This is a genomic window from Candidatus Methylacidiphilales bacterium (assembly GCA_033875315.1).
Taxonomy (GTDB): domain Bacteria; phylum Verrucomicrobiota; class Verrucomicrobiia; order Methylacidiphilales; family CAZTYG01; genus JANRJG01.
On record JANRJG010000009.1, the window covers coordinates 1 to 21,407 of the forward strand.

Annotated in this window: 22 protein-coding genes; 6 read left to right on the plus strand and 16 right to left on the minus strand. The window is 62.3% G+C overall.

Translation table 11 applies throughout. The features are described from left to right. Positions 1-295: 295 nt before the first annotated feature. Entirely contained in the window at positions 296-508 is a 213-nt protein-coding gene (locus tag SFU85_02655; GenBank protein ID MDX6765669.1) for a hypothetical protein, read from the plus strand. A gap of 325 nt (positions 509-833) precedes the next feature. On the opposite strand, the gene SFU85_02660 is transcribed toward SFU85_02655, so the two are convergent. From SFU85_02660 to SFU85_02675, 4 genes are all read right to left on the minus strand, one after another. Continuing rightward, the gene (locus tag SFU85_02660; protein MDX6765670.1) at positions 834-1,151 is read right to left on the minus strand and encodes a hypothetical protein; all 318 of its coding nucleotides are present in this window, start codon (positions 1,149-1,151) and stop codon (positions 834-836) included. A 3-nt stretch (positions 1,152-1,154) separates the two neighbouring features. Next, the gene (locus tag SFU85_02665; protein ID MDX6765671.1) at positions 1,155-1,475 is read right to left on the minus strand and encodes a hypothetical protein; all 321 of its coding nucleotides are present in this window, start codon (positions 1,473-1,475) and stop codon (positions 1,155-1,157) included. Positions 1,476-1,595: 120 nt separating this feature from the next. Next, positions 1,596-2,678 carry a hypothetical protein gene (locus SFU85_02670; protein MDX6765672.1) on the minus strand — a complete coding sequence of 361 codons (1,083 nt, stop codon included), beginning with the start codon at positions 2,676-2,678 and terminating at the stop codon, positions 1,596-1,598. A 154-nt stretch (positions 2,679-2,832) separates the two neighbouring features. Continuing rightward, the gene (locus tag SFU85_02675; protein ID MDX6765673.1) at positions 2,833-3,483 is read right to left on the minus strand and encodes a radical SAM protein; all 651 of its coding nucleotides are present in this window, start codon (positions 3,481-3,483) and stop codon (positions 2,833-2,835) included. A 128-nt stretch (positions 3,484-3,611) separates the two neighbouring features. Here SFU85_02675 and SFU85_02680 point away from each other — a divergent pair, with 128 nt between their 5' ends. Next, entirely contained in the window at positions 3,612-3,974 is a 363-nt protein-coding gene (locus SFU85_02680) for a DCC1-like thiol-disulfide oxidoreductase family protein (protein ID MDX6765674.1), read from the plus strand. Between the two features lie 312 nt (positions 3,975-4,286). Continuing rightward, complete coding sequence (locus SFU85_02685) at positions 4,287-6,734, plus strand: sodium-translocating pyrophosphatase (protein MDX6765675.1); 2,448 nt, start codon at positions 4,287-4,289, stop codon at positions 6,732-6,734. Between the two features lie 442 nt (positions 6,735-7,176). Here SFU85_02685 and lptB read toward each other — a convergent pair whose 3' ends face one another. From lptB to rfaE1, 8 genes are all read right to left on the minus strand, one after another. Further along, positions 7,177-7,902: an LPS export ABC transporter ATP-binding protein gene (gene lptB / locus SFU85_02690; GenBank protein MDX6765676.1), complete on the minus strand. Its 726-nt coding sequence runs from the start codon at positions 7,900-7,902 to the stop codon at positions 7,177-7,179. A gap of 87 nt (positions 7,903-7,989) precedes the next feature. Next, on the minus strand, positions 7,990-8,496 hold the full coding sequence (locus SFU85_02695) for an LptA/OstA family protein (protein MDX6765677.1): 507 nt from the start codon (positions 8,494-8,496) through the stop codon (positions 7,990-7,992). Next, positions 8,493-8,933, minus strand: coding sequence for a hypothetical protein (locus SFU85_02700; GenBank protein MDX6765678.1), 441 nt, complete (start codon positions 8,931-8,933; stop codon positions 8,493-8,495). The genes SFU85_02695 and SFU85_02700 overlap by 4 nt, the downstream gene beginning before the upstream one ends. Beyond that, positions 8,920-9,711 (minus strand): 3-deoxy-8-phosphooctulonate synthase, encoded by a 792-nt coding sequence (gene kdsA / locus SFU85_02705; GenBank protein ID MDX6765679.1) that lies wholly within the window; start codon positions 9,709-9,711, stop codon positions 8,920-8,922. Before kdsA ends, SFU85_02700 begins: the two co-directional genes overlap by 14 nt. Further along, a complete protein-coding gene (locus tag SFU85_02710) occupies positions 9,692-11,302 on the minus strand; it encodes a CTP synthase (GenBank protein MDX6765680.1) in 1,611 nt (536 codons plus the stop codon). The genes kdsA and SFU85_02710 overlap by 20 nt, the downstream gene beginning before the upstream one ends. Positions 11,303-11,332: 30 nt before the next feature. Continuing rightward, complete coding sequence (kdsB, locus tag SFU85_02715; GenBank protein MDX6765681.1) at positions 11,333-12,076, minus strand: 3-deoxy-manno-octulosonate cytidylyltransferase; 744 nt, start codon at positions 12,074-12,076, stop codon at positions 11,333-11,335. Continuing rightward, positions 12,073-12,630, minus strand: coding sequence for an HAD-IIIA family hydrolase (locus SFU85_02720; GenBank protein ID MDX6765682.1), 558 nt, complete (start codon positions 12,628-12,630; stop codon positions 12,073-12,075). The genes kdsB and SFU85_02720 overlap by 4 nt, the downstream gene beginning before the upstream one ends. Positions 12,631-12,633: 3 nt before the next feature. Beyond that, positions 12,634-13,635: a D-glycero-beta-D-manno-heptose-7-phosphate kinase gene (rfaE1, locus tag SFU85_02725; protein ID MDX6765683.1), complete on the minus strand. Its 1,002-nt coding sequence runs from the start codon at positions 13,633-13,635 to the stop codon at positions 12,634-12,636. A gap of 104 nt (positions 13,636-13,739) precedes the next feature. On the opposite strand from rfaE1, the gene SFU85_02730 reads away from it, so the two are divergent. Genes SFU85_02730 through SFU85_02740 form a run of 3 tightly spaced genes read left to right on the plus strand, consistent with a single transcriptional unit; the run spans position 13,740 to position 17,021 of the window. After that, on the plus strand, positions 13,740-15,467 hold the full coding sequence (locus SFU85_02730) for a hypothetical protein (GenBank protein ID MDX6765684.1): 1,728 nt from the start codon (positions 13,740-13,742) through the stop codon (positions 15,465-15,467). A gap of 49 nt (positions 15,468-15,516) precedes the next feature. Further along, on the plus strand, positions 15,517-16,314 hold the full coding sequence (locus SFU85_02735) for an undecaprenyl-diphosphate phosphatase (protein MDX6765685.1): 798 nt from the start codon (positions 15,517-15,519) through the stop codon (positions 16,312-16,314). 35 nt (positions 16,315-16,349) lie between these two features. Next, positions 16,350-17,021 carry an exopolysaccharide biosynthesis protein gene (locus tag SFU85_02740; GenBank protein ID MDX6765686.1) on the plus strand — a complete coding sequence of 224 codons (672 nt, stop codon included), beginning with the start codon at positions 16,350-16,352 and terminating at the stop codon, positions 17,019-17,021. Between the two features lies 1 nt (position 17,022). On the opposite strand, the gene SFU85_02745 is transcribed toward SFU85_02740, so the two are convergent. From SFU85_02745 to SFU85_02760, 4 genes are all read right to left on the minus strand, one after another. Next, on the minus strand, positions 17,023-18,198 hold the full coding sequence (locus SFU85_02745) for an FIST N-terminal domain-containing protein (GenBank protein MDX6765687.1): 1,176 nt from the start codon (positions 18,196-18,198) through the stop codon (positions 17,023-17,025). A gap of 84 nt (positions 18,199-18,282) precedes the next feature. Further along, positions 18,283-19,284: a hypothetical protein gene (locus SFU85_02750; protein ID MDX6765688.1), complete on the minus strand. Its 1,002-nt coding sequence runs from the start codon at positions 19,282-19,284 to the stop codon at positions 18,283-18,285. After that, positions 19,281-20,003, minus strand: coding sequence for a lysophospholipid acyltransferase family protein (locus SFU85_02755; protein ID MDX6765689.1), 723 nt, complete (start codon positions 20,001-20,003; stop codon positions 19,281-19,283). The genes SFU85_02750 and SFU85_02755 overlap by 4 nt, the downstream gene beginning before the upstream one ends. A gap of 24 nt (positions 20,004-20,027) precedes the next feature. Further along, positions 20,028-21,347, minus strand: coding sequence for an FGGY family carbohydrate kinase (locus SFU85_02760; GenBank protein ID MDX6765690.1), 1,320 nt, complete (start codon positions 21,345-21,347; stop codon positions 20,028-20,030). Positions 21,348-21,407 lie beyond the last annotated feature (60 nt).

Consider the following 21,407-nt stretch of genomic DNA (forward strand, 5'->3'; position numbering starts at 1 on the left):
CGCGCATATCGGGACGAGATACGCAAGGAAGAGACGACGAAGGGGGTGGGCAGGTGCCGCCATCACCCTCTGGGCTGGGGCCAAAAAGCCGCCCCGCTTTGTTGCTCGTCGGTCACGGGTATATTTCATACCTGCTCCCTCCTCGCGCCTCGCCGGACGGTTTTTTGACCCCCCGCGTAAGGTCGCGTTCCGCTCCCACGCGGTCACGCGACAGCGCGGATCACGCGGGTTATCCGGATAGGCTCTAAGGCAGGTGGAGGATGACGTAGGTCGGCCTGCATGATATAAAACCCTCATGAAGGAAAGTACCCAACGCGCCCTCTTCCGCTGGACCCACCTGCTTTTTGCCCTCCCCTTGGTCGGTTTCATTTACGGACCGCCCGCCGAAGTCGAGCCGTATCGTCCGTATTTCCAGTTCGTCTATTTTCCGGTGGTGGTGCTTTCCGGATTGTGGATGTGGAAGGGCCCCTCGATCAGAAAGCTGTTTGCCAAGACGGACAAGCCCTGAGCCATGGGTGAACCGGGGGGCTGCTCTCTGTGCTCCGGGAAAGCGTCATCCCTGGCCTCCCGTTTCTGATGCGCTTCTGTTTGATCCGGATCGATGCAGGAGATCTCGCGCAGAGTCGCGGAGACGCAGAGAGGGGGAGAGGAATAAAGCCGATGGGGGACGAAAAGGGAACGGGCTTCGCCCTCCCATAAGGCACGTTTTTACGCCCACTCAATTCAATTTGGCATCAGATCGCATTGCGATTGATTGGCAGTGGTTTCAACTCTTTCTCTTACTCGATCACGTGCTCGTTCTCTCCATGCCCGAGAGAACGAGTGGAGTATCTTCAGGGATGCGGGGTGATGGCGATGATGGTGATCACCGGAATCCGCTTTTTGCCGTTTTGTTCATCCGGTCCGTAGTGCCAGAAGATCCGGTAGGCGCCGGGCGTTTTGTTCTGCGCATAAGCTTCGTACACTTTTTCCCCATGGAAGCCGGATAACGAGGTGTATTCGTGGGTCTGCAGCCCGGGATGCCGGGGATTGGTTTCCAGATACCCCAGGGCTTTGCGGACCTGTTTGAGCAGGCCGGCCTTCGAAGCCTGGGCCTCCAGTTCGTCCAATTGACGATCCGCCGTGCGTGTGAAAACCAGCCGCCAGGCCACGGCTTATTCCTTGGCGTCTTGGGTTTCTTTGATTTCTCTGGTGAAGCGGACGAACGATCCGCGATGACGGCTTTTCCCTTCGGCGGATTCTTTCAACCCCTGCCGGACCGTGGCCAAGGCCTTGGGGTTTTCGTAGAGCCAGGCCTCCGAGGCCGGAACCACCTTCACGGGGTCGAGGACGATTTGCCCGAGGGAGTTGCAGTAGATGTTGAAGGCCCCTGCCGCCGCGGCTTCGCCCAGGGAAAGGCGCTTCTTGGAGTCGGTGCGGGCGAACTCGCTGATGAGTTGGAAGTCCTGGTTTTTGATCACCGTAGAGGAAGCCATGGGGACAATATGGCGGGCGTGGGATGGATCGTCAAGTGGGATTGGCCCACCGCATGGAGAAGGCAAACGAGGATGAGGCGGTCCGAGGTGCAACAGCCTGATCCCCTCCACAAACGTATATCACAGCACCCGGATCTGTTCCATCCATGGGAAATTGAAACGCCCGGGGCGGATGTGAATTTCAACGGCTTTTCCTTCGCCACCCTCGTTGTATAGCCCGCGACCGACAACCATCTGTTCCGGAATCCGCACCTTGGAGGCTTCAGCCTCGAACTCCAATCTAAAATAGTAGCTGACTTTGCGGCTCCCTCTCCGTCCTCGTGTGATGCGTGTGTATTTTTCCGTGATGCGCGCATGCCGTATCTCGGCAGGCCGGTTGTCAAAGGCGATATTGGCATCCGACACGAGTTCCGCACCCGTCCAAGGCAAGCCTATGAGAAGGAGCAGGGCACTCTCAACGATGATCCGGTGTGTTCGTGAGGAACCACCCAGAAACAATGCCAGAAACAACATGAGCAATAAAAAAAGCACCGCCGACAAGAGCAGCCCCATCCCCAATACCGGCATCCATGACAAATACAAAGGGTGCGGGAGCAGACTTAGTTCAATCAAACCCGGAGCACCGTAAAGCGCGATTCCCCAAGTCAGAGATTCGGCAATAAAGGCTTTGTGGAAAAATGGATCCTGGAGGAATTGCAATGCAGAATCCGGCACTTTTTTGAGAAGTTTCCCCAACGTGCTTAAGTCCTCTAAATCTTCTTCGTTGGGAACGATGCTGCCCTTTTGATAGACCCAAAGGTAGGAACCGTCGGTGCTGATGGAGTGAATACCGCGCCGGAACAAGCGACAAACGGCCTTTCGGGCGGCGACATCCTGCTTTAAAAACTGCGGCAACTCCCTATGATCACAGGCGACATAGATGTGCCGGTCAAACTCTTCATCCTCTGTCTGCATTTCACTTGAAAAGCCCAGCCATTTGAAAAAGCGGTCCGTTCCGCCTTCCTCGGTCAGCTTGAAGTAAAAACCCTTCTTAAGGGCAATACCGTAGAATGTTCCGGTAATTCTGTGTTTGTTACGGGAATATCGAACAAACCAAGACCCAATGGAGCTACGCCCCCTCTTCTCAGGCTGGTGAACCCTGGGCCAGCAGGACCGGGCGATGGCCGCACCCACGGCGAAGAGCACCCGCAGTAAAATCCACATTAATTCACCCTAGGATATCAAACCAAAGGCATCAAGAGGCTTAGAGCCTTTTGCATTTGATCAGCTGCTCGTTCTCATACTCTTTCTCTCGGGCATGGAGAGAACGAGCACGAGAGCGAGTAAGAGAACGAGTGGCCGATAACCGGAAAAGGCTTCAGACTCCGGTGGCTTTGGGGTCCCAGATGACTTTGTGCATCTGGATCTGGAATCGCACGGGCAGCTGGTCCTCCAGGATCCAGGCCACGATGTCTTTCGGATCGACGCGGCCGAAGACGGGCGAAAACAAGACCGCCCGCACTTTCGACGCCAGGCCGTGTTCCCGCACGCGATCCCGCGCCCACTCGTAATCGCCGCGCGAGGCCAGCACGCATTTGACCTCGTCGTTGGCGGTGAGCAACGGGATGTTCTCCCAGCGGTTCTTGTCGCTCATGCCGCTGTCAGGACATTTCAAATCCATGATGCGCACGACCCGGGGGTCGACCGGGCCGATGTCGCGGTGGCCGCCGGTTTCCAGCAGGACGCGGTAACCGCGGTCGCACAATTGCTTCAACAGGGGAAGGCAGTTGGGCTGGAGCAGGGGTTCGCCCCCGGTCACTTCGACCAGGGGCAGGCCGAGGGCCTCGACGCGGGCCAGGATCGCATCCAGCTCCATCTTCTCCCCGCCGTAAAAGGCCTGGGGGGTGTCGCACCAGGCACACCGGAGGTCGCAGAAGGTCAATCGCACGAAGGTACAGGGCAGGCCGGCAAAGGTGCTTTCCCCCTGCACACTGGCGTAGATTTCGTGGATGGTCAGTTGTTCCGGCATCGGGAGAGATTAACCGCGAAGGATGCGGAGGGCGCGAAGTTTTTTTTCGCCATCCTTCAACGGGCTGCGCTGGCCCGGAGCCGAAGATTCTTGGCACGCGGGAGGGCGATCGCGGTATTCTGTTCAAAATGAAGGGTCCCCTGCTCATTTTCGATGGCGATTGCCGGTTTTGCCGTCGTTCGGTGGCCCTGCTGCAAGCCTGGGCCCCCCTGCCCATCGCGGCCCAAGCGTCGCAGGACTGCACCGTGGCGGTTGCATCGGGCGGGATCGACGGCGAGCAGGCCCCGGGCGCGGTGCAATACATCGACCGGTCGGGGCGGCTGCACCGGGCGGCGCGGGCGGTGCTGCTTTGCCTGGCCGAGCACGGGGCGCCGGCTTGGCCGCTGGCGCTCTATGAACGGGTGCCGGGGATGGCGTGGCTGGCGGAGTGGGTTTACCGGCTGGTGGCCCGCCACCGGGGTTGGATTTCGCGCTGCTGCGTGCGGGGTTGAGCCGCGACTGGCGCAATGAGCTGAACCCGGCTCGGCGGGAGCCTCGCCCTCCCGCTGATTCTGTCGCCTACCCAATAGGATTTGGTATCAGCTTTGGGTTCAAATCGTTTCTCTTACTCGCTCTCGTGCACGTTCTCTCCCATTCAGAGAGCACGAGAATGAGAAAGAGTATGAGAACGAGTGGCAGATTAAATGCAAAATGCTCTAACGTCCGTTTCAGGGAGATCCTCCCGCCTCCGAACGATTGCTGCCATAAAATCTCTTGACCCTCGGAGCCTTCATCTATAAGATTGTCTTGTAGATTTAAAACATATGAAATTATCAAAACTAATCCTTGGTGGTCTTCTTTTGTGTCCTGCCGTGCTGCGGGCGGGCGAATCCGAGCTCTCCCTGCCGATCGACCGGTCGGCATCGTTCAGCTTCTCCGGCATCTCGCTGCAAAGTGAGTGGATCTTATGGATCGGCCTGGGGGTGGCCCTACTGGGGATGTTGTTCGGCTTTCTGGAATACCGGAAGCTCCGCCAACTGCCGGCCCACCAGAGCATGCTGGACATCTCCGCCCTGATCTACGGCACCTGCAAGACCTACCTCCTGCAGCAGGGCCGGCTGCTCCTGATCCTGGAGATCTTCATCGGGTCGACCATGGTCTACTACTTTGGCTTCCTGAAACACGCCGGGCCGTCCACCGTGGCCCTGATCCTGATGTGGTCGCTGATCGGGATCGGCGGTTCCTTCGCCGTGGCCTGGTTCGGGATGTTGATCAACAACGTGGCCAACAGCCGCATGGCCTTCGCCTCGCTCCGCGGACGGGCCCTGGAAGTTTCCGAAATCCCGACCCGCTCGGGCATGAGCATCGGCGTGCTCCTCATCAGCGTGGAACTGTTCCTGATGATCGCCATCCTGGCCTTCGTGCCGCCCGCCCTGGCCGGTTCCTGTTTCATCGGCTTCGCCATCGGTGAATCCCTCGGCGCCAGCGTGCTCCGCATCTGCGGGGGGATCTTCACCAAGATCGCCGACATCGGCAGCGATTTGATGAAGATCGTCTTCAAGATCAAGGAAGACGATGCCCGCAACCCGGGGGTCATCGCCGACTGCGCCGGGGACAATGCCGGCGACAGCGTGGGCCCGACGGCGGACGGCTTTGAAACCTACGGGGTGACCGGGGTGGCCCTGATCACCTTCATCCTGTTGGCGGTCATGGGGCAGTTCCAGTGGACCTTCATCATCTGGATCTTTGCCATGCGCATCGTGATGATCCCGACCTCGGTGTTGTCCTGGAAAATCAACACCTGGATCACCAAGGGCTTCTTTGGAAAGCAAAAGCACTTCAACTTCGAACACCCGCTGACCATCCTGGTCTGGCTGACCTCGATCCTCTGTGTGGCGGTCAGCTACGTGGTCAGCTACCTCATGCTGGCGCAGGAGTTCCCCACCCTCTGGTGGAAACTGGCGACGATCATCAGTTGCGGCACGCTGGCGGCGGCCATCATCCCCGAACTGACCCGGGTCTTCACCAGCACCAAGAGCGCGCACTGCCAGGAAGTGGTCAACGCCACCACCGAAGGCGGCGCCGGATTGACCATCCTGTCCGGCCTGGTGGCGGGGAATTTCTCCTGCTTCTGGAAAGGTTGCGCCATCGCCCTCCTCATGTTGGTGGCCTACCTGACCAGCCTGGGCACGCTGGGTGATTTCATGGACTACCCCGCCGTCTTCGCCTTCGGTCTGGTGGCCTTTGGCATGCTCGGCATGGGACCGGTGACCATCGCGGTCGACAGCTACGGACCCGTGGCCGACAACGCCCAGTCGGTTTTCGAACTCTCCACCATCGAGCAACTTCCCGGCATCGGGGAAGAGGTGAAAAAAGACTTCAGCTTCACCCCGGATTTTGAAGCCGGCAAGATGTTGCTGGAAGACAACGACGGGGCGGGCAACACCTTCAAGGCCACGGCCAAGCCCGTGCTCATCGGCACCGCCGTGGTGGGTGCGACGACCATGATCTTCTCCCTCATCCTGATGCTCAAGAACCACTTCGGCTGGACCGACCTTTCCAACCTCAGCATCGTCGATCCGCGCATCATCCTCGGATTGCTGATGGGCGGGGCGGTGGTCTACTGGTTCGCCGGGGCCTCGCGCCAGGCCGTCACCACCGGGGCCTACCGGGCGGTCGACTACATCAAACGCAACATCAAGCTCAGCTCGGGCAACCGCGCCTCGGCCGAGGACAGCAACGCCGTGGTGAAAATCTGCACCCGGTATGCCCAGCACGGCATGGTCAACATCTTTGCCGTGGTCTTCTCCCTCACCCTGGCCTTCGCCTGCTTCGACGCCGTCTTCTTCGTCGGCTACCTGATCTCCATCGCCATGTTCGGCCTCTACATGGCCATCAACATGGCCAATGCCGGCGGCTGCTGGGACAACGCCAAGAAGATCGTGGAAGTCGAACTGCGGCAGAAGGGCAGCCCCCTGCACGATGCCACAGTCATCGGCGACATCGTGGGCGATCCCTTCAAGGACACTTCCTCGGTGGCCCTGAACCCGATCATCAAGTTCACCACCCTCTTCGGGATCCTGGCGGTGGAAATCGCCATCAATTCCCCCCGCCACCTGGCCCTGGGCATCGGTGTGGTCTTCCTGTTGATCGGCCTGGTCTTTGTCCTGCGCTCCTTCTACGGCATGCGCATTTCAACCCTGCACCCGCAGGCCCACATCGATTTCAACAAAAAGCGCGACGTTGCGGCCGCGGAAGCGGAAGCGGCCTGAGGTGTGGCGTTTTGCGTTCAACTAGCAGTGGTTTCAACTCGTTTCTCTTACTCGCTCTCGTGCACGTTCTCTCCCATTCAGAGAGCACGAGAATGAGAAAGAGTATGAGAACGAGCGACAGAAAAAACGGGAGGGCGAAGCTCCCGCTGAGCCGCCCTTGGGAGGAAGACCACAAACCGGCTCGGCAGGAGCCTCGCCCTCCCGTTGACCGTGTCGCTCAATCAATGCGATTGGGTATAAAGGGCCCTTGTTCTCAAGCTGAAACGCGGAGACGCAGGGGCGCAGAGTTTGAGGGGTAGACTGCCGGATGGAACAACGGGGATGGGAATCCCCGTCTACAGGGCGGGCGCGTTCTAATCTCGGTTCTTTTTGACCAAATCTGTTGGATTCGGTGACAGAAACAACGGGAGGGCGCGGCTCCTGGCTCCCCCGTTAGCAGACCTCACATGTTGAAGCGGGGGCCGAGGTAGAGTTCCCGGGCGATGGGATCGTTGACCAGGAACTCGCTCGTGCCCTGGGACTCCACTTTGCCATCACAGATGAGATAGGCCCGGTTGACCACCTCGAGGGTGTCGCGGACATTGTGGTCGGTGATCAACACGGACAACCCGCGCCGGGTCAGGGCGACGATGATGTCCTTGATGTCGCTGACGGCAATGGGGTCGACGCCGCTGAAAGGCTCGTCGAGCAGGAGGATGGAGGGTTCGGTGGCAAGGCAGCGGGCGATGGAGAGGCGCCGTTTTTCCCCGCCGGAGAGTTTGTAGGCCTGGCTTTTGCGGATGTGCTCGATGCCGAACTCGAAAAGCAGGTCATCGCAGCGCTGCCTGCGTTCCTCCTCCGGGATGGCGAGGGTTTCCAGGATGCAGAGGAGGTTTTCCTCGACGGTGAGTTTGCGAAAAATGGATTCTTCCTGCGGGAGGTAGCCGAGGCCGCGGCGGGCGCGGCGGTACATGGGCATGTGGGTGACATCCTCGCCACCGATGAAGATGTTGCCATCGGTCGGGCGGACGATGCCGGTGATCATGTGGAAGGTGGTGGTTTTCCCGGCCCCGTTCTTGCCCAAAAGTCCGACCACCTCGCGGGCCTCGACACGGAGGCTGACGCCATTGACCACGTTGCGGCTGCCATAGGTCTTGACCAGGTTGTCGGCGCGGAGAACTTCGGACATAAAGGTGGGGATGCGGGTGGGGAGGAAAAGGACAGCCCGCTTAAGATTGAATGCTTGAAACGGAATATTCCCGTCCGCCAGAGGAGCTCATTCGAGGAAGAAAGTCACTTTGCTGCGGCCATCGACGTCCATGCGGTCGGAATCCGGATACATGGTGATGACGGTGCCGGTGACGCGGTTCTGGTTCTGCATGACCACGGGGTCGCCGGTGAGCTTGATTTTCTTTTCCGCGACGAGGTATTCGGCCTCGCGGCTGGTGGAAGAACGGGTCGGGCCGGCTTTGATGCGGACGTTCCCGCGGGCGACCAGGCGCTCGAGTTTGTTGTCGGCGGCGAAGTAAACGATCAATTCCTCGGACTCGAGGTTGAAGGACTTGTCGGCGACCTTGACGTTGCCGCTGAAGACCCCCTCCTTTTTCTCGAGGTTGAGGCGGAAGGAGTCGCTGGCGACCTGGGTTCCCGCGGGGACGTCCGATGCGGGGGCGGGCAGCGAGGGTTTGGCGGCGTTCTGGGCCCCGAGCCGGGGCAGCGGGAGCAGGAGGCCGAGCAGGAGGAGAAGAGGGACGGCGGCACGGGTCAGGGGATGGGTGTTCATGGGATGGCGGCTTCCTTTTTCTGGACTGTGAGGATGACGCCGCCCTGGAAGAGGCCTTTGTTGGCGTTCAATTCCCAGTCCATCTTTTGCGAAACAAGCTTGAATGAAGGGTGGCGGATCTCCACCCCCTTGTTGGTGGTGAGGCGGTTTTCCTGTTTCCAAAAATCGGTTTCCGGCGAGTTCATCTGCACCTCGGGCTGTCCGTCCCTGTAAAGGTCGATGCGGATTTTTTCCACCTTGATGCGGTTGAGGCTGATGACGGTGGCCTGTTCGCCGGAGATTTGCAGCTTCATTTTCCCGTCGGAATCGCGCTGGGGAAGCTGGAAGGATTTGATGATCGAACCGATGGCGAACTCACTCTGGGCGCGGAGCAGAAGCGGCGCGGCCAGAGCCGAGAGGGCCAGAAGGGCCAACAGCGTTGTTTTATTGGGACGCATCGCGCACCTTGGCCAGTTGTCTCAGAACCCGCGGCAGTTCGGCAAGCGGAATCATGTTCGGCCCGTCGGAGGGCGAACGGGCGGGATCGGGGTGGGTTTCCAGGAAAAGGCCGTCGATGCCCACGGCCATGGCCGCGCGGGCCAGCACCGGGGCCAGCGGACCGTCGCCGCCGGTGGCGGTTCCAAGTCCGCCCGGACGTTGCACGGAATGGGTGGCGTCGAAAACCACGCGGTGGCCCCGCTCGCGCATCCAGACGAACGAGCGCATATCCACGACCAGGTTGTTGTAGCCGAAGGTGGTACCGCGCTCGCACATCCAGTAGGACTTGCAACCGGCCTGCTTCAGCTTGCCGGCGATGGGGTCGACGTCGTGGGGGGCGAGGAACTGGCCCTTCTTCACGTTGACCGGGAGGCCGGTTTCCGCGGCGGCGACGACGAGGTCGGTTTGGCGGCAGAGAAAGGCGGGGATTTGCACGGCATCGACGAAGCGGGCGGCCAGGCGGGCCTCCTCCGGGGAGTGGATGTCGGTGATGACCTTGACTCCGGCTTTGTCACCGATGCGGCGGAGCATCGCCAGTCCCTTCTCCGGGCCGAGACCGCGGTGGGATTGGATGGAGGTGCGGTTGGCCTTGTCGTAGGAGGCCTTGAAGTAGTAGTCCCAACCGAGACCTTCCGCCAGATCGCGCACCCGGCGGGCGATGCGCAGGGCGAGGGCCTCGGTCTCGAGCACGCAGGGCCCGGAGAAAAGGACGAAGCGGTCAGGCTTGGTCTTGGCCATGATGGAGGGCGGCGGCGGTGAAGGCCCGGAAGAGCGGGTGGGGCTGGCCGGGTTTGGATTTGAATTCGGGGTGGAACTGGCAGGCCAGGAACCAGGGATGGTCCCGGACCTCGACGATCTCCACCAGGTCGCGTCCCTGATAAAGCCCGGAAAGTCGCAGTCCGGCGTCCTCCATCTGTCGGCGGTATTCGAGGTTGAACTCGTAGCGGTGGCGGTGGCGCTCGGAAACCAGGGATCGGCCGTAGGCGGCGTGGGCCAGGGAACCCTCGGCCAGGACACAGGGACTGGCCCCCAGGCGCATCGTGCCCCCCTTGGTCGTGACCTTGGACTGCTCGTCGAGGAGGGTGATGACGGGGTGCGGGGTGGCGGGATCGAACTCGGTGCTGTGGGCGTCCTTGAGGTTGCAGACGTGCCGGGCGAATTCGATGGTGGCGATCTGCATGCCGAGGCAGAGGCCGAAGTACGGGGTGCGGGATTCCCGGGCGTAGCGGGCGGCCAGGATCTTGCCCTCGATGCCGCGGATGCCGAAGCCGCCGGGGACGAGGATGCCATCCATGCCGGCCAGGAATTTTTCCGCCCCCTCCTGCTCGATGTCCTCGGCGTCGACCTTGTGGACATGGATGCCGGTATCGAGGTCGGCGCCGGCGTGGGTCAGCGACTCGTAGATGCTTTTGTAGGCGTCCTGGTGTTCGATGTATTTTCCGACGACGGCGATGTTGACCTGGTGGCTGGGGGCGATGATGCGGTTGACCATCTGCTGCCAATCCTTCATGTCGGCGGGCGGCAGGGTGAGGTGGAGGTATTTGCAGACCAGGTCGTCGAGATGCTCGCGCTGGAGCATGAGGGGGATTTCGTAGATGCTGTAGGCCGCGTCCTGTTCCTCGATGACCGCTTCGAGGGGGACGTTGCAAAACATGGAGAGTTTGGCCCGGATTTCCTTGTCCATGGGCTGCTCGGTGCGGCAGATGAGGATCTGGGGCTGGATGCCGATCTCGCGCAACTTGGCCACGCTCTGCTGGGTCGGCTTGGATTTGAGTTCGCCCGCCGCCTTGATGTAGGGGATGAGCGTGACGTGGAGGAAGAGGGCATTGTCCGGGCCGACCTCGAGCGCGAACTGGCGCAGGGCCTCGATGAAGGGCAGGCCTTCGATGTCGCCGGTGGTGCCGCCGATCTCGGTGATCAGGACGTCGCATTCCTGGAACTGGCTGACTTTGCGGATGCGCGCCTTGATCTCGTCGGTGACGTGGGGGATGACCTGGACGGTCTTGCCGAGGTAATCGCCGCGGCGTTCCTTACGCAGGACCTCCTCGTAGATCTGGCCGGTGGTGAGGTTGTTCGATTTGGTGAGCAGGCCGTGGGTGAAGCGCTCGTAGTGGCCGAGGTCGAGGTCGGTTTCCGCCCCGTCCTCGAGGACATAGACTTCGCCGTGCTGGAACGGGCTCATGGTCCCGGGGTCGACATTGAGATAGGGATCGAACTTTTGCAGGACGACGCGGAGGCCGCGGCGTTCGAGGAGGGTGCCGAGAGAGGCCCCGGTGAGCCCTTTGCCCAGGGAACTGACCACGCCGCCGGTGACGAAAATATACTTCATGGAGCCCGCAATATCCTGGGAGCGTTCCGCCTAATCCCTGAGGAATGCAGCCACACGCTGCACATCCTCCGGACGGTCCACTCCGATCGTTTCCACGCTAGTGGGAACGACTTGGACCGCAACCCCATTCTGTAGGGCGCGGAGTTGTTCGAGTTTCTCCGCCAGTTCGAGCGGGCTGGGCGGACATTGGACCAAAAACTGGAGGGTGTCGGGCCGGTAGACGTAAAGGCCGAGGTGGTGCCAGTGCTCGGCCCGGTCGCCGGGGTCGCGGACGTGCGGGATGGGCGAACGGGAAAAATAAAGGGCCCGTCCGGAGAGGTCGGAGACGACCTTGACCACGTTGGGATCGGTGATGGCGGCGGGGTCGGTGATCCGCCGGGCCATGGTGGCCATGGGAGCGACGGGGGTGGGCCCGAGTGCGGTGATGAGGCTTTGCAGAACGTCCGGGGTGATCATGGGCTCGTCACCCTGGACGTTGAGAATCCAATCCCACCCCGTTTCACGGCCCCGGATGACGGCCGCCACCCGGTCGGTGCCGGAGGGCAGATCCGGGTCGGTCATGACCGCCTCACCCCCGAAAGCTTCCACCACGCGGGCAATGCGTTCGTCGTCGGTGGCAATGGTGATCCGACCCAAGGCCGGGCACTGGCGGACCCGCTCCCAGACACGCTGGATGAGCGGCTTGCCCTGGATGTCGGCCAGCATTTTTCCGGGAAACCGGCTGGAGGCGTATCTGGCGGGGATGACCGCCCAAACTCGGGGGGAAGTGCTCATGTTTTTGTCTGGGAAAGAATCCATTGGGCGGCGGCGAGGAAGTCATCGGCGGCGTGGTCGGCCAGGTCTTCCGCTCCCTCCACTTCAAACGCCACCGTGCCCGTCCGCACCAGCACCGCCCGGCATCCGGCATTGCGCGCGCATTCGATGTCGATGCGCTTGTCTCCGACCATGAAACACCGTCCCAGGTCGAGGCCGAGTTCGTCCCGGGCGCGGAACAAGAGCGCGGGCGAGGGTTTGCGCTCGTTGGCGGCGGAGGGATCGGAAGGGTCGGCATAGCTGAGGTAGTAGCCACCGATCAGACCGGGCCCGACTTTGGATTCCATGGCGAGATTGACGGCGGCCACCTGTTCTTTGGTGATCAATCCCCTGCCGACGCCGGATTGGTTGCTGACCACCAGAAGACGGAAACCCGCATCGTTGAGCAATCCGAGCCCTTCGGCCACGCCGGGCAGAATTTCCACTCCAGCCGGATCGCCCAGATAGGGCACATTGCGGATCAAGGTATCGTCCCGGTCGAGGAAGACCGCGCGCATGGGTTCATGGCCCGACATGGTTCATTCGGCCTCGGGGAAAAAACTCGCACCAAGTTCTTCCGGGGTGACGGTGGCCGTGCCCAACTTGCTCACCACCACGCCCGCGGCATGATTGGCGGTTTCCGCGGCCAGGCGGACGTCGAGACCGGCGGCGAGGGCGGCGGTGAAAAAGGCGATGACCGTGTCGCCCGCGCCCGAAACATCAAAGACCTCGCGGGCGCGCGTGGGCGTGTGGTAGGGCGGCAGACCCTTGGAAAAGAGCAACATGCCCTCCTCGCCCAACGTCACCAGCAGGTGCGGCAATTTCCAGCGGCGCAGCAGGACCGGGCCGGAGGACCGCGCCTCGGCCAGCGTCTCGAACGAACGGCCCGCCGCGGCCGCCGCCTCCAGACGGTTGGGCTTGAGCACGGTGGCACCGGAATAATCAAGCGGGTTGTTGACGTTGGGGTCGACGGTAACCGGCTTGCCCGCGGCCTGGCAGATCCGGAAGATCTCCCTGACCAGCTCCTGGGTGACAAATCCCTTCCCGTAATCCTCGATGATGACGGCATCATGGGATTGGACCGCGCGCAGGAGGTAGGCATGGAGGCGCTGGCGGTGGCCGGCGGAAAGAACCGTCCGTTCCTCCCAATCGACGCGCACGAGCTGCTGCTGGCGGGCGAAGATGCGCGTCTTGACGATGGTGGGGATGCTGGGTTCGACGAGGAGTCCGGCCGTGCCGATACCATCCGCCTTCAACAAAGCGGCAATTTCCCGGCCCGCGACATCACGTCCGACCAGACCGCAAATGGTGCAGCGGACGCCGATTCCCGCCAGGTTGCGGGCCACGTTGGCCGCCCCTCCGGCGTGGGCGGTCTCCTGGGTCACGTGGACGACCGGCACCGGGGCCTCGGGAGAAATCCGGCTGACCTTCCCGCGGACGAAACGGTCGAGCATCACATCGCCGACCACCAAAATGCGTTGGCGCTTCATCGCCGCCAGGGCGGCCGCGAGCTCGGCACGTGTGGAAAAAACCGGATTCATGAAGCGGTCACATTAGCCGGGGGGCCAGTCCCGAAAAAGAATTTATTTCTCCCCTCCCCCAGCCCGCTCTTTATCAGGACCACCCCATGGTTTATGCTTTGGGGATGAAGCAAGGATGCAGGACCTGGCTGGCCGTTTCGCTTTTGGCCGCCATGCAAGCGCAGGCCGCGCTGCCGCCCTGGACGGAAAAGACCGCCGAAGGCTGGTTCCAAAAACACCCCAACCCGGCCGGCTGGCCCGCAGCCTGTGCCGAACTCGAGGCCGCGCTCAAGGAAGAACACGGGCGCCGTGGAACGTCGGTCTTCGCCGTGGAAGATCCATTCGCCGGCTGGATGGAACACCTGTTGTGGCTCAAAGCCGGCCTCGCCTCGCCCGGGCTCCTGGAAGACCCGGACAAGAAACGTGCCTATCTGGCCATTGGCTCCCATAGCGCCATCGCCCGCGAATGGCTGCGCAACCTGACGGCCTCCGACAACGGTCAAAAATCCCTCGAAATCCTCCTGCAACTGCAGAATCTCCAGCCCTCGGCCCTGGCCGAATACCCCCGGCTGGGCGTGGCCTACGCCCTCGTTTTCGACCAGCCCTTCCCGACCCACTGGCCCCATCCCCAGGTCAACCCGTCGGATATCCCCCGCGACCACCCGGAGGCCATCGACCGCTTCAACGACATGGTCGAAGCCCAGCGGGCCAACCTCCTTGAAATCGACCCGCGCAAGCTGGGCGTGCACGAATTGCGTTTCGTCGTCGATTCGAACGTGTCCCTGGACGAACTGGCCTGGGCCCGGAAAAACATCCGCCTCGGCACCAACAAATTCGCCAACGCGTTCGGCATGATCCGTTACAGCATGCCGCGCGCGATCCAGGGACAATTCCAATGGGATCTCGGGCCATATACATTGGAGGCCATCCAGACACATGGGGGCATTTGTGTCGACCAGGCCTATTTTGCCTCCGTCGCGGGCAAGGCCCTGGGCATACCGACACTCTACTTCCATGGCCAGGGTGGGTCGGGCGGACATGCCTGGTTCGGCTATATGGAAAAGCCCGGACGCTGGAACACCGATTGCGGACGCTATGCCAGCCAGAACTACCCCGTCGGCCAGGCCATCAATCCCCAGACCTGGCAGCCGATCAATGATTCGGAATTGGAATGGCTGGTGGCCGACCTGCCGAAAAATCCTGCCTACCCACAGGCTTGGAGCGCGCTGGCCTGGGCCCGCCTTTCCGCCCGGGGCAACCCCGACGACCTGCTCAAGGGCATTCGCGAAGCCCGGGACCTGCTGCCTTCCTGGCCCCAACCCTGGATCGAAGAAGCCCGGTTGCTGGAGCCGGCGGCACCCGGCGAACGCAGGGCTTTTTACGAAGACTGGATCAAAAACTTCGACAAGCAATCCGACCTCAAAGTGCAGGGCCAGCAACAGTTGCTGGTCTTGCTGAAGGCCGCGGGCGACCCTGCGGCAGCTGCCCTGCAAAAAGAAATCGTGCGGGAGAACCGGAAGAAGCGCTTCGATCTCGGCATCGATGCGGGTGCCGGGGCCATCTTTGAAAAAATCGACTCCGGCGACTGGAATGCCGCGGAAAAAGAATTCAAGAGCATGGTGCGCAAGTTCGACAACCAGGGCGGGGGCAGCCTTTACTACCAGTTGGTCGAACCTTACGTCTTCAGTTGCCTGGAGGATGCCCAATGGGAACGGGCCGGGGAAGCGGTCGACTATGCGGAGAAGAAGATGGGGGTCGACAACAGATCCATTCTTTCCAAGGAGTTCGAGGACCTGCGCCGCCGGGTGGAGTCAAAATGGCAACCCCCAATCTCCATGCCGGGTGGGCTCTGACCCGCTTCCCTCGTTGCATGCCGCGACGGCTCGTGCATAGTCCGACTCCATGCCGCACTGGTTGGAAACGATTGTCCTGGGGATCATCGAGGGGATCACCGAATTCCTTCCCATCTCCTCCACCGGCCACCTGATCGTGGCCGAACACTTCTTCGGTTCACCCCGTTCGGAATTTTTCAACGTCGGCATCCAGTCCGGAGCCGTTCTGGCCGTGGTCCTGATTTACTGGCGGCGACTGCTCGATCTGGGCCTGCGTTGCCGTGAACGGGAGACCCAGGCCTACCTCGGCAAGCTCGCCCTGGCTTTCCTCCTCACGGTCATCCTGGGACTGATCACACGGAAAATGGGCATCAAACTCCCGGAAACCCTCGAACCGGTGGCCTGGGCCGTCCTCCTCGGTGCCTTGGGCATTTTCTTTGCCGAATCCGTGCTGCATCGCCGCAGTTCCACGGACCACATCGCCTGGTCCACCGCCGCCCTGGTCGGCATTTCCCAGGTCATCGCGGGGATTTTCCCCGGCACCTCCCGGTCCGCCGCCACCATCATCGTGGCCATGTTGCTAGGCTGCTCCCGCCTTTCGGCCACCGAGTTTTCCTTCCTCGTCGGCATCCCGACCATGTTTGCCGCCAGTGCCTACCTGGCTTTGGGGGAATGGAAAGACCGCGGACCGGATGCCGTGATTCCGGAGTTGGGCGACTTCGCCCTCGGCTTCGCCGTATCCCTTGTCACCGCCTTCCTGGTCGTCAAGTGGCTCCTCTTCTACCTCCGCAGCCATGACTTCCGGCTCTTTGCCTGGTACCGCCTGGCCCTAGGGATTGCCCTCCTTGCCTGGGTCTATCTGGCCTGATACGTTGTCGCGCACCATCCCGCGGACTCCAGACCATGTCACACTACGATCAAACGCTCCAGCACCTGGACCACCTGGCCACTCTCAACGAGGAAAAAAACCTCTCTGTCGGGAAAGCCCTCGACGAATTGGAAATCTCCAGCTTCGACTTTCTCTGCATCCTGCTCACCGTCCCCTTCCTCCAACCGATTTCCCTCGGTCCGCTTTCGGCCATCGGGGGAATGACCTTTGCCGCCCTCGGCTGGCAGATGGCCCGGCGCCAGTCCAAGCCCTGGTTGCCCGAGAGCATCCGCAAGATCGAACTCCCCGGCGCATCCTGGAAGGTGCTCCTGCTCACCTGCCGCAAAGTCCTGCAGTGGGGTCACCGGATCTGCCGCCCCCGTCTCCAGCGCTGGGTGGAAGGTGCGCGGATGGAACAGTTCCGGGGCATCCTCATTTGTCTCGCCGGCCTCCTCATGGCCATCCCCTTCTTCGGCGTGCCCTTCAACAACACACTCCCGGCCCTGGTCATCCTCTTCGCCTGCCTGGCCAACCTGGAGGACGACGGACTCATGATCCTGGTCGCCCTATTCTGGATGGTCCTGACCGTGCTCTATTTCGGCCTGATTTTCTGGATCGTGTTTTTTGTCGGCGAGGCCGCATGGGAATGGATGCGGGCCCACGGGCTGGGTTGGTTCGGGGATTTCGTCCGCCCGGAGAAGAACTAATCTAACTATCCTTTTGAGGGTAGAAAAGGGCCAGGGTCGCGGAGTAGCCGTGGGCGAAGGTGCGGCCGGCCACCGGGCCGATTTCCCCGTTGCAAAACAATCCTGCCGAGGGGTGCGCCCCCAGCGCATGGGCCAGCATGCGGGCGTCGTGGCCGGGCTCGCCAAAAAATCGGCTGCCCCGGCCGGTGCAGGTGAAGACGAGCGAGGCCATCGGGGTCCCCAATCGTTGCAGTTCATCGAGCATGCGGTGATAGTCGCTCTGGGCCGTGTCTTTTTCCCGCATCTGGTATTGCAGGGTCTGGCCGACACGCGGCCAGGCCCCGACCACCACCGCTCCGCTGGCCGGGTCTGCGGCCACGATGTTGCGCACCAGAAAATCCCCCGCTTGGAAGTCGTCGTGGTATTCGCTCATGGCCAGACCGGCAAAGATGTTGCCCTTGGCCCGCTCGCGCTCGGCTTCATCCATCGAACCAATGACTTCATTCAGGACCTCGTAGGCCGAACGCAATCCGAGTTGCAACACGACATGGTCCTGGGCCTGGGTGATGGTTAGCGGTTCGCCGATTGGTTTGCATCCCTGCGAGATGGCCGTGCGCATGATGAAATCGCCCTTGATGCCGATGGCCAGACCCCCTTCCCTGACCACTTCACCGTCGGCAAAAACCTGGATGCCCTGCGGGCCGAGGCGGCTGCTGGCCAGCCCCCCGACGCAGGGGATTCCGGGCCAGGCTTTGTTCCACGAATCCAGCCACGGATCCACCCCGAGGGCCAGGGGGTTGGCCAAAACAACCCAAGCTTTGACCTCGTCCGCCCGGGCTCCGGCCCTCCGGTGCCAGGCCTCCGGCGTCATGGAGGGCTCGGTCTGTTCCCGGCCGAACGCCATCGGAAAAAAAGTCGCGCCGGGCAAATCCAGAAACAAGAGCGCCGCCCCGGATTCTCCCTCGTATTCACGACCCGCACCGACCAGGCCCGCCGCGGTGCTGCCGAAGATGGAAGGCACATGGCCGTGAACCCGGACCAGATCGCAGAACGACTCCAATTCGGGCAGGTAATCCTCGCTGACAAAGGCAAAGGCCGCGCCGGCCCTGCCACCACAGGTGGCACGGAGTTGCTCGGCCGCAGTCCGGACCACGGCTTCGTCAAATACCCCATTGATGACCAGCGACGCCGCACTCACCCCACCAAAGTCGACGGGATTTACGAACCTGTCAATGACGCCCCAACCGCGATTCCGACCCCGGCCAGACGAACCGGCGGACGCCTACCCGCATCCCGGAAAGAGGTGCGGCATTTTTTCCTGCGCCAGCCGCAGGCTCTCCGGCATCAACTGGTAGCCCACATGACCCTGGCGGCACTCGGCGTAATGGGACCCTTTCCAGAGCCGGTGCACCCGGTGGATGGTCTCGGGCGGGGCGATCCGGTCGAAGGTCCCCGCCATGAGCAGGATGTTTTCCGGCGGGATGACCGGCTGGTGCCGGCCCGGGCAAACCAGGTGGCAATGGGGCGCCACCTGGTTGCGGGTGATCCCGCGCTGCCGCAATTGCCGCCGCAGGGTCAGCGTGGCCGGCGAGGCAAAAATGGCCTCCTCCACATCGACAATCGGCTCCAAGAGCCAGGCCGTGCTGACGGAGGTTTCCAAGTGGGCCAGGAGCCCGGCGATCCAGCCCCCGTAGCTGGTGGCCCACAGTCCGATATGGGGCACGCCGCGTGCGCGCAGGGCCCGGCAGACGATCCGCAACTCCACCACCGCCTGCCTCAGACCCTCGGCGGTGCGTATGAGGTTGGCGCTCAGGGCCATTTCCCCGCTCCATGCCCCCTTGGGACGTCGACCATAATGATAGGGAAGGTGGAAAAAGGCCGCACTCCAGCCGAGCCGGTTCAACTTCTGCGCCCACAGGCGGTAACCGACATCGCTGACCGACATGAACCCGTGCAGCATGAACATGACCGGGGAATCCCAGCCCTGCGGTCCGGGCCAGAGGTCGACATGGACGCGGTTGTTCTCCGGGCATTCGCTCGCCACCGGACTCTCGAAAACCACCGTGCCCCGTCCATCACGGAGATCCGGCAGGGGCGTTCCATCGGGGATGGCAAAGAAATCGGCCGGACCGCCCCCACTCCACCGGGAAAAGTAGGCATTCATTTGTTCCGCGTCATGCGCCCCGCTTTTGGCACGGAGTTGGAGGGCGTTGATCAGTCCGAAGGAAAGACCGTCCACCCCGATGGCCATGAGGTCCTTGATCGAATGGGCTCCGCTGCTCATGCGGGCTCCTGCCAGCGTTCTTGGGCCGTACGGGGTTCCAGACCCGGGTGGTAATCCGGTTGCTGCCGTAGCAACGTGTGCAGCGCGAACCAGGCGTCGCGAAGTCGCCCGTTCAAGTCCTCCCGCGCCGCCGCCGCATCCTTCGCGGGATCCAGACGCAGCTCCTCGCCGAAAGCCACCAACACTCGCGGACGTCTCCACAAACTCCACCATCGGTAAATCTGGTCGGTGCCCAGGATGACAGCCGGTCTCACCCCCACCCCGGCCATCTGGGCCAGGCTGGCCACACCCGCCGGCAGGGGCGCCCCCCCGAGGACCGAGGCAGCCCCGGAACGGATCCCCCCCTCGGGAAAAACAAAAACAATCCGGCCCGCCCTCAACCGCCGCACCGCCGTCCGCACCGCGCTTGTGTCCTGACGGTCGCGCGAAACCGGGAAGGCATCGCAGACATGCGTCAACACCCAGGCCGGAAGCGGGTGGGCAAAGAGCTCCCGCATGGCCATGAAATCCACCTTGCGCCGGGTGCAAACCCCGGCCACCGGGGGATCGAAGTGGCTGATGTGGTTACAAGCGATCAGATAGGGTCCGGCAGGCAGGCGGACCTCGGTGCAAACCCGCACCCGGGCCACGAGGCCGAAAACCAGCCAACAAACCGTTCGCGCCGCCCACCAAGACCAGGAGTCCCGAGTGGTCGGATGAGAAAGCAACGCGGCAGCCATACACTCCCAGGCAACTCCACCGGCTCAGACCCGTTCCCGGGGTTCGATCGAACCGAGGCCACGCATGGTGGCGTCGGTCACGGCACGGTAACGCCATTGGCCCGGCCAGTCCCGGTGGAGGATTTTGTCCAGCCGGTCCGCCCCCCCGGAAACCATCACCACCGGCTGCAGGGACGTTCCCGTGGCCTGGAGCAGGGGCAGGCGCTCGGCACTGGCGGCGATCAATCCCTCGATGACGGCGGAGAGCAAATGACCCCGCTGGGTCGCCAGCGTGATGCCATTGAACCGCCCCTGTCTTTGTTCGATCTGGGTGCGTTCCCCGGCCATGTAGGGTTCGAAGGTGACGCCTGCCGCCGCCTTGGGACCCACCCTGGCCAGCCGGTGCACCTCGGCCTGAAATTCCGCCAGCGGCATTTCCCGGAAAAACTGGTCCCGCACCCAATAAATGGAGGAAGCCGCCGCCGCCAGCGTGCTGACGGAAAGCCAGCGCCTGCCGATCCCCAGGGCCCGCGTCAACAGACGCTCGTGCGGGCGGGGCCGCTCGGTGCAGAGCGCCAACACATCGGTGGAACCCACGACGTTGAACAGGCGGCCGTGTTCGGCCCCGGCGTGGATCATGCCCGCACTCCCGTCCATGAGACCGGTCATGACGGGTGTGCCTTCCTTCAACCCAAATCGTGCCGCACCCGCGGCGTGAACCCGCCCGGCGATGACATCGGAATCCAGCACTTCGGGAAGAAGTCGGGAGTCCACCCCGAGGTTGTGACAAAGCTCCTCACTCCATCCGCCGAGTTTGAGGGTTTCGTAGAGTCCGCTGAACGAGGCATTGGAAGGATCAATGACCCGCGCCCCGGTCAGGTGGAGGTGCAGGAAGGTATTCAAATGGCCGATGGTGGCCGCCTTGCGCAGACGGGCCGGCTCGTGTTTCAGGTACCAGGCCCAGGTGGTCGAACTGATGCCCCCGGGGAAAGGGCGGCATCCGCACAGCTCCAGATGCCGCTTTTTGCCCAAACGAGATTCCAATTCCACGGCCTCGGCCACACTCCGACGGTCCTGGTGGGTCACCATCGGCGTCAGGGCGCGTCCGGTACGATCCATCGCCACCCAGGCCGGACACATCACCGCCAGGTTGATGGTCTCCACCTTGCGCACCCCGGAGCCGAGGGAACGGATGGCCTGCGCCACTGCGGCGAGCAGGGCCTCGGGATCGACTTCGACCCGCGATCCATGGCAACGCGAAGGGAAAAATGCCCGCGGCGATTCGCGCAAAAGGGTTTTGCCCCTCAGGATTCCAGCAATCACCGATGACGAACCAATATCCAAGCCGAGCATCGAACCGCGCATGATAAGCAAGCTACCCCGTCCCAAGGTTCGCTGGCAACGAACAACTTATACCATCCCGGC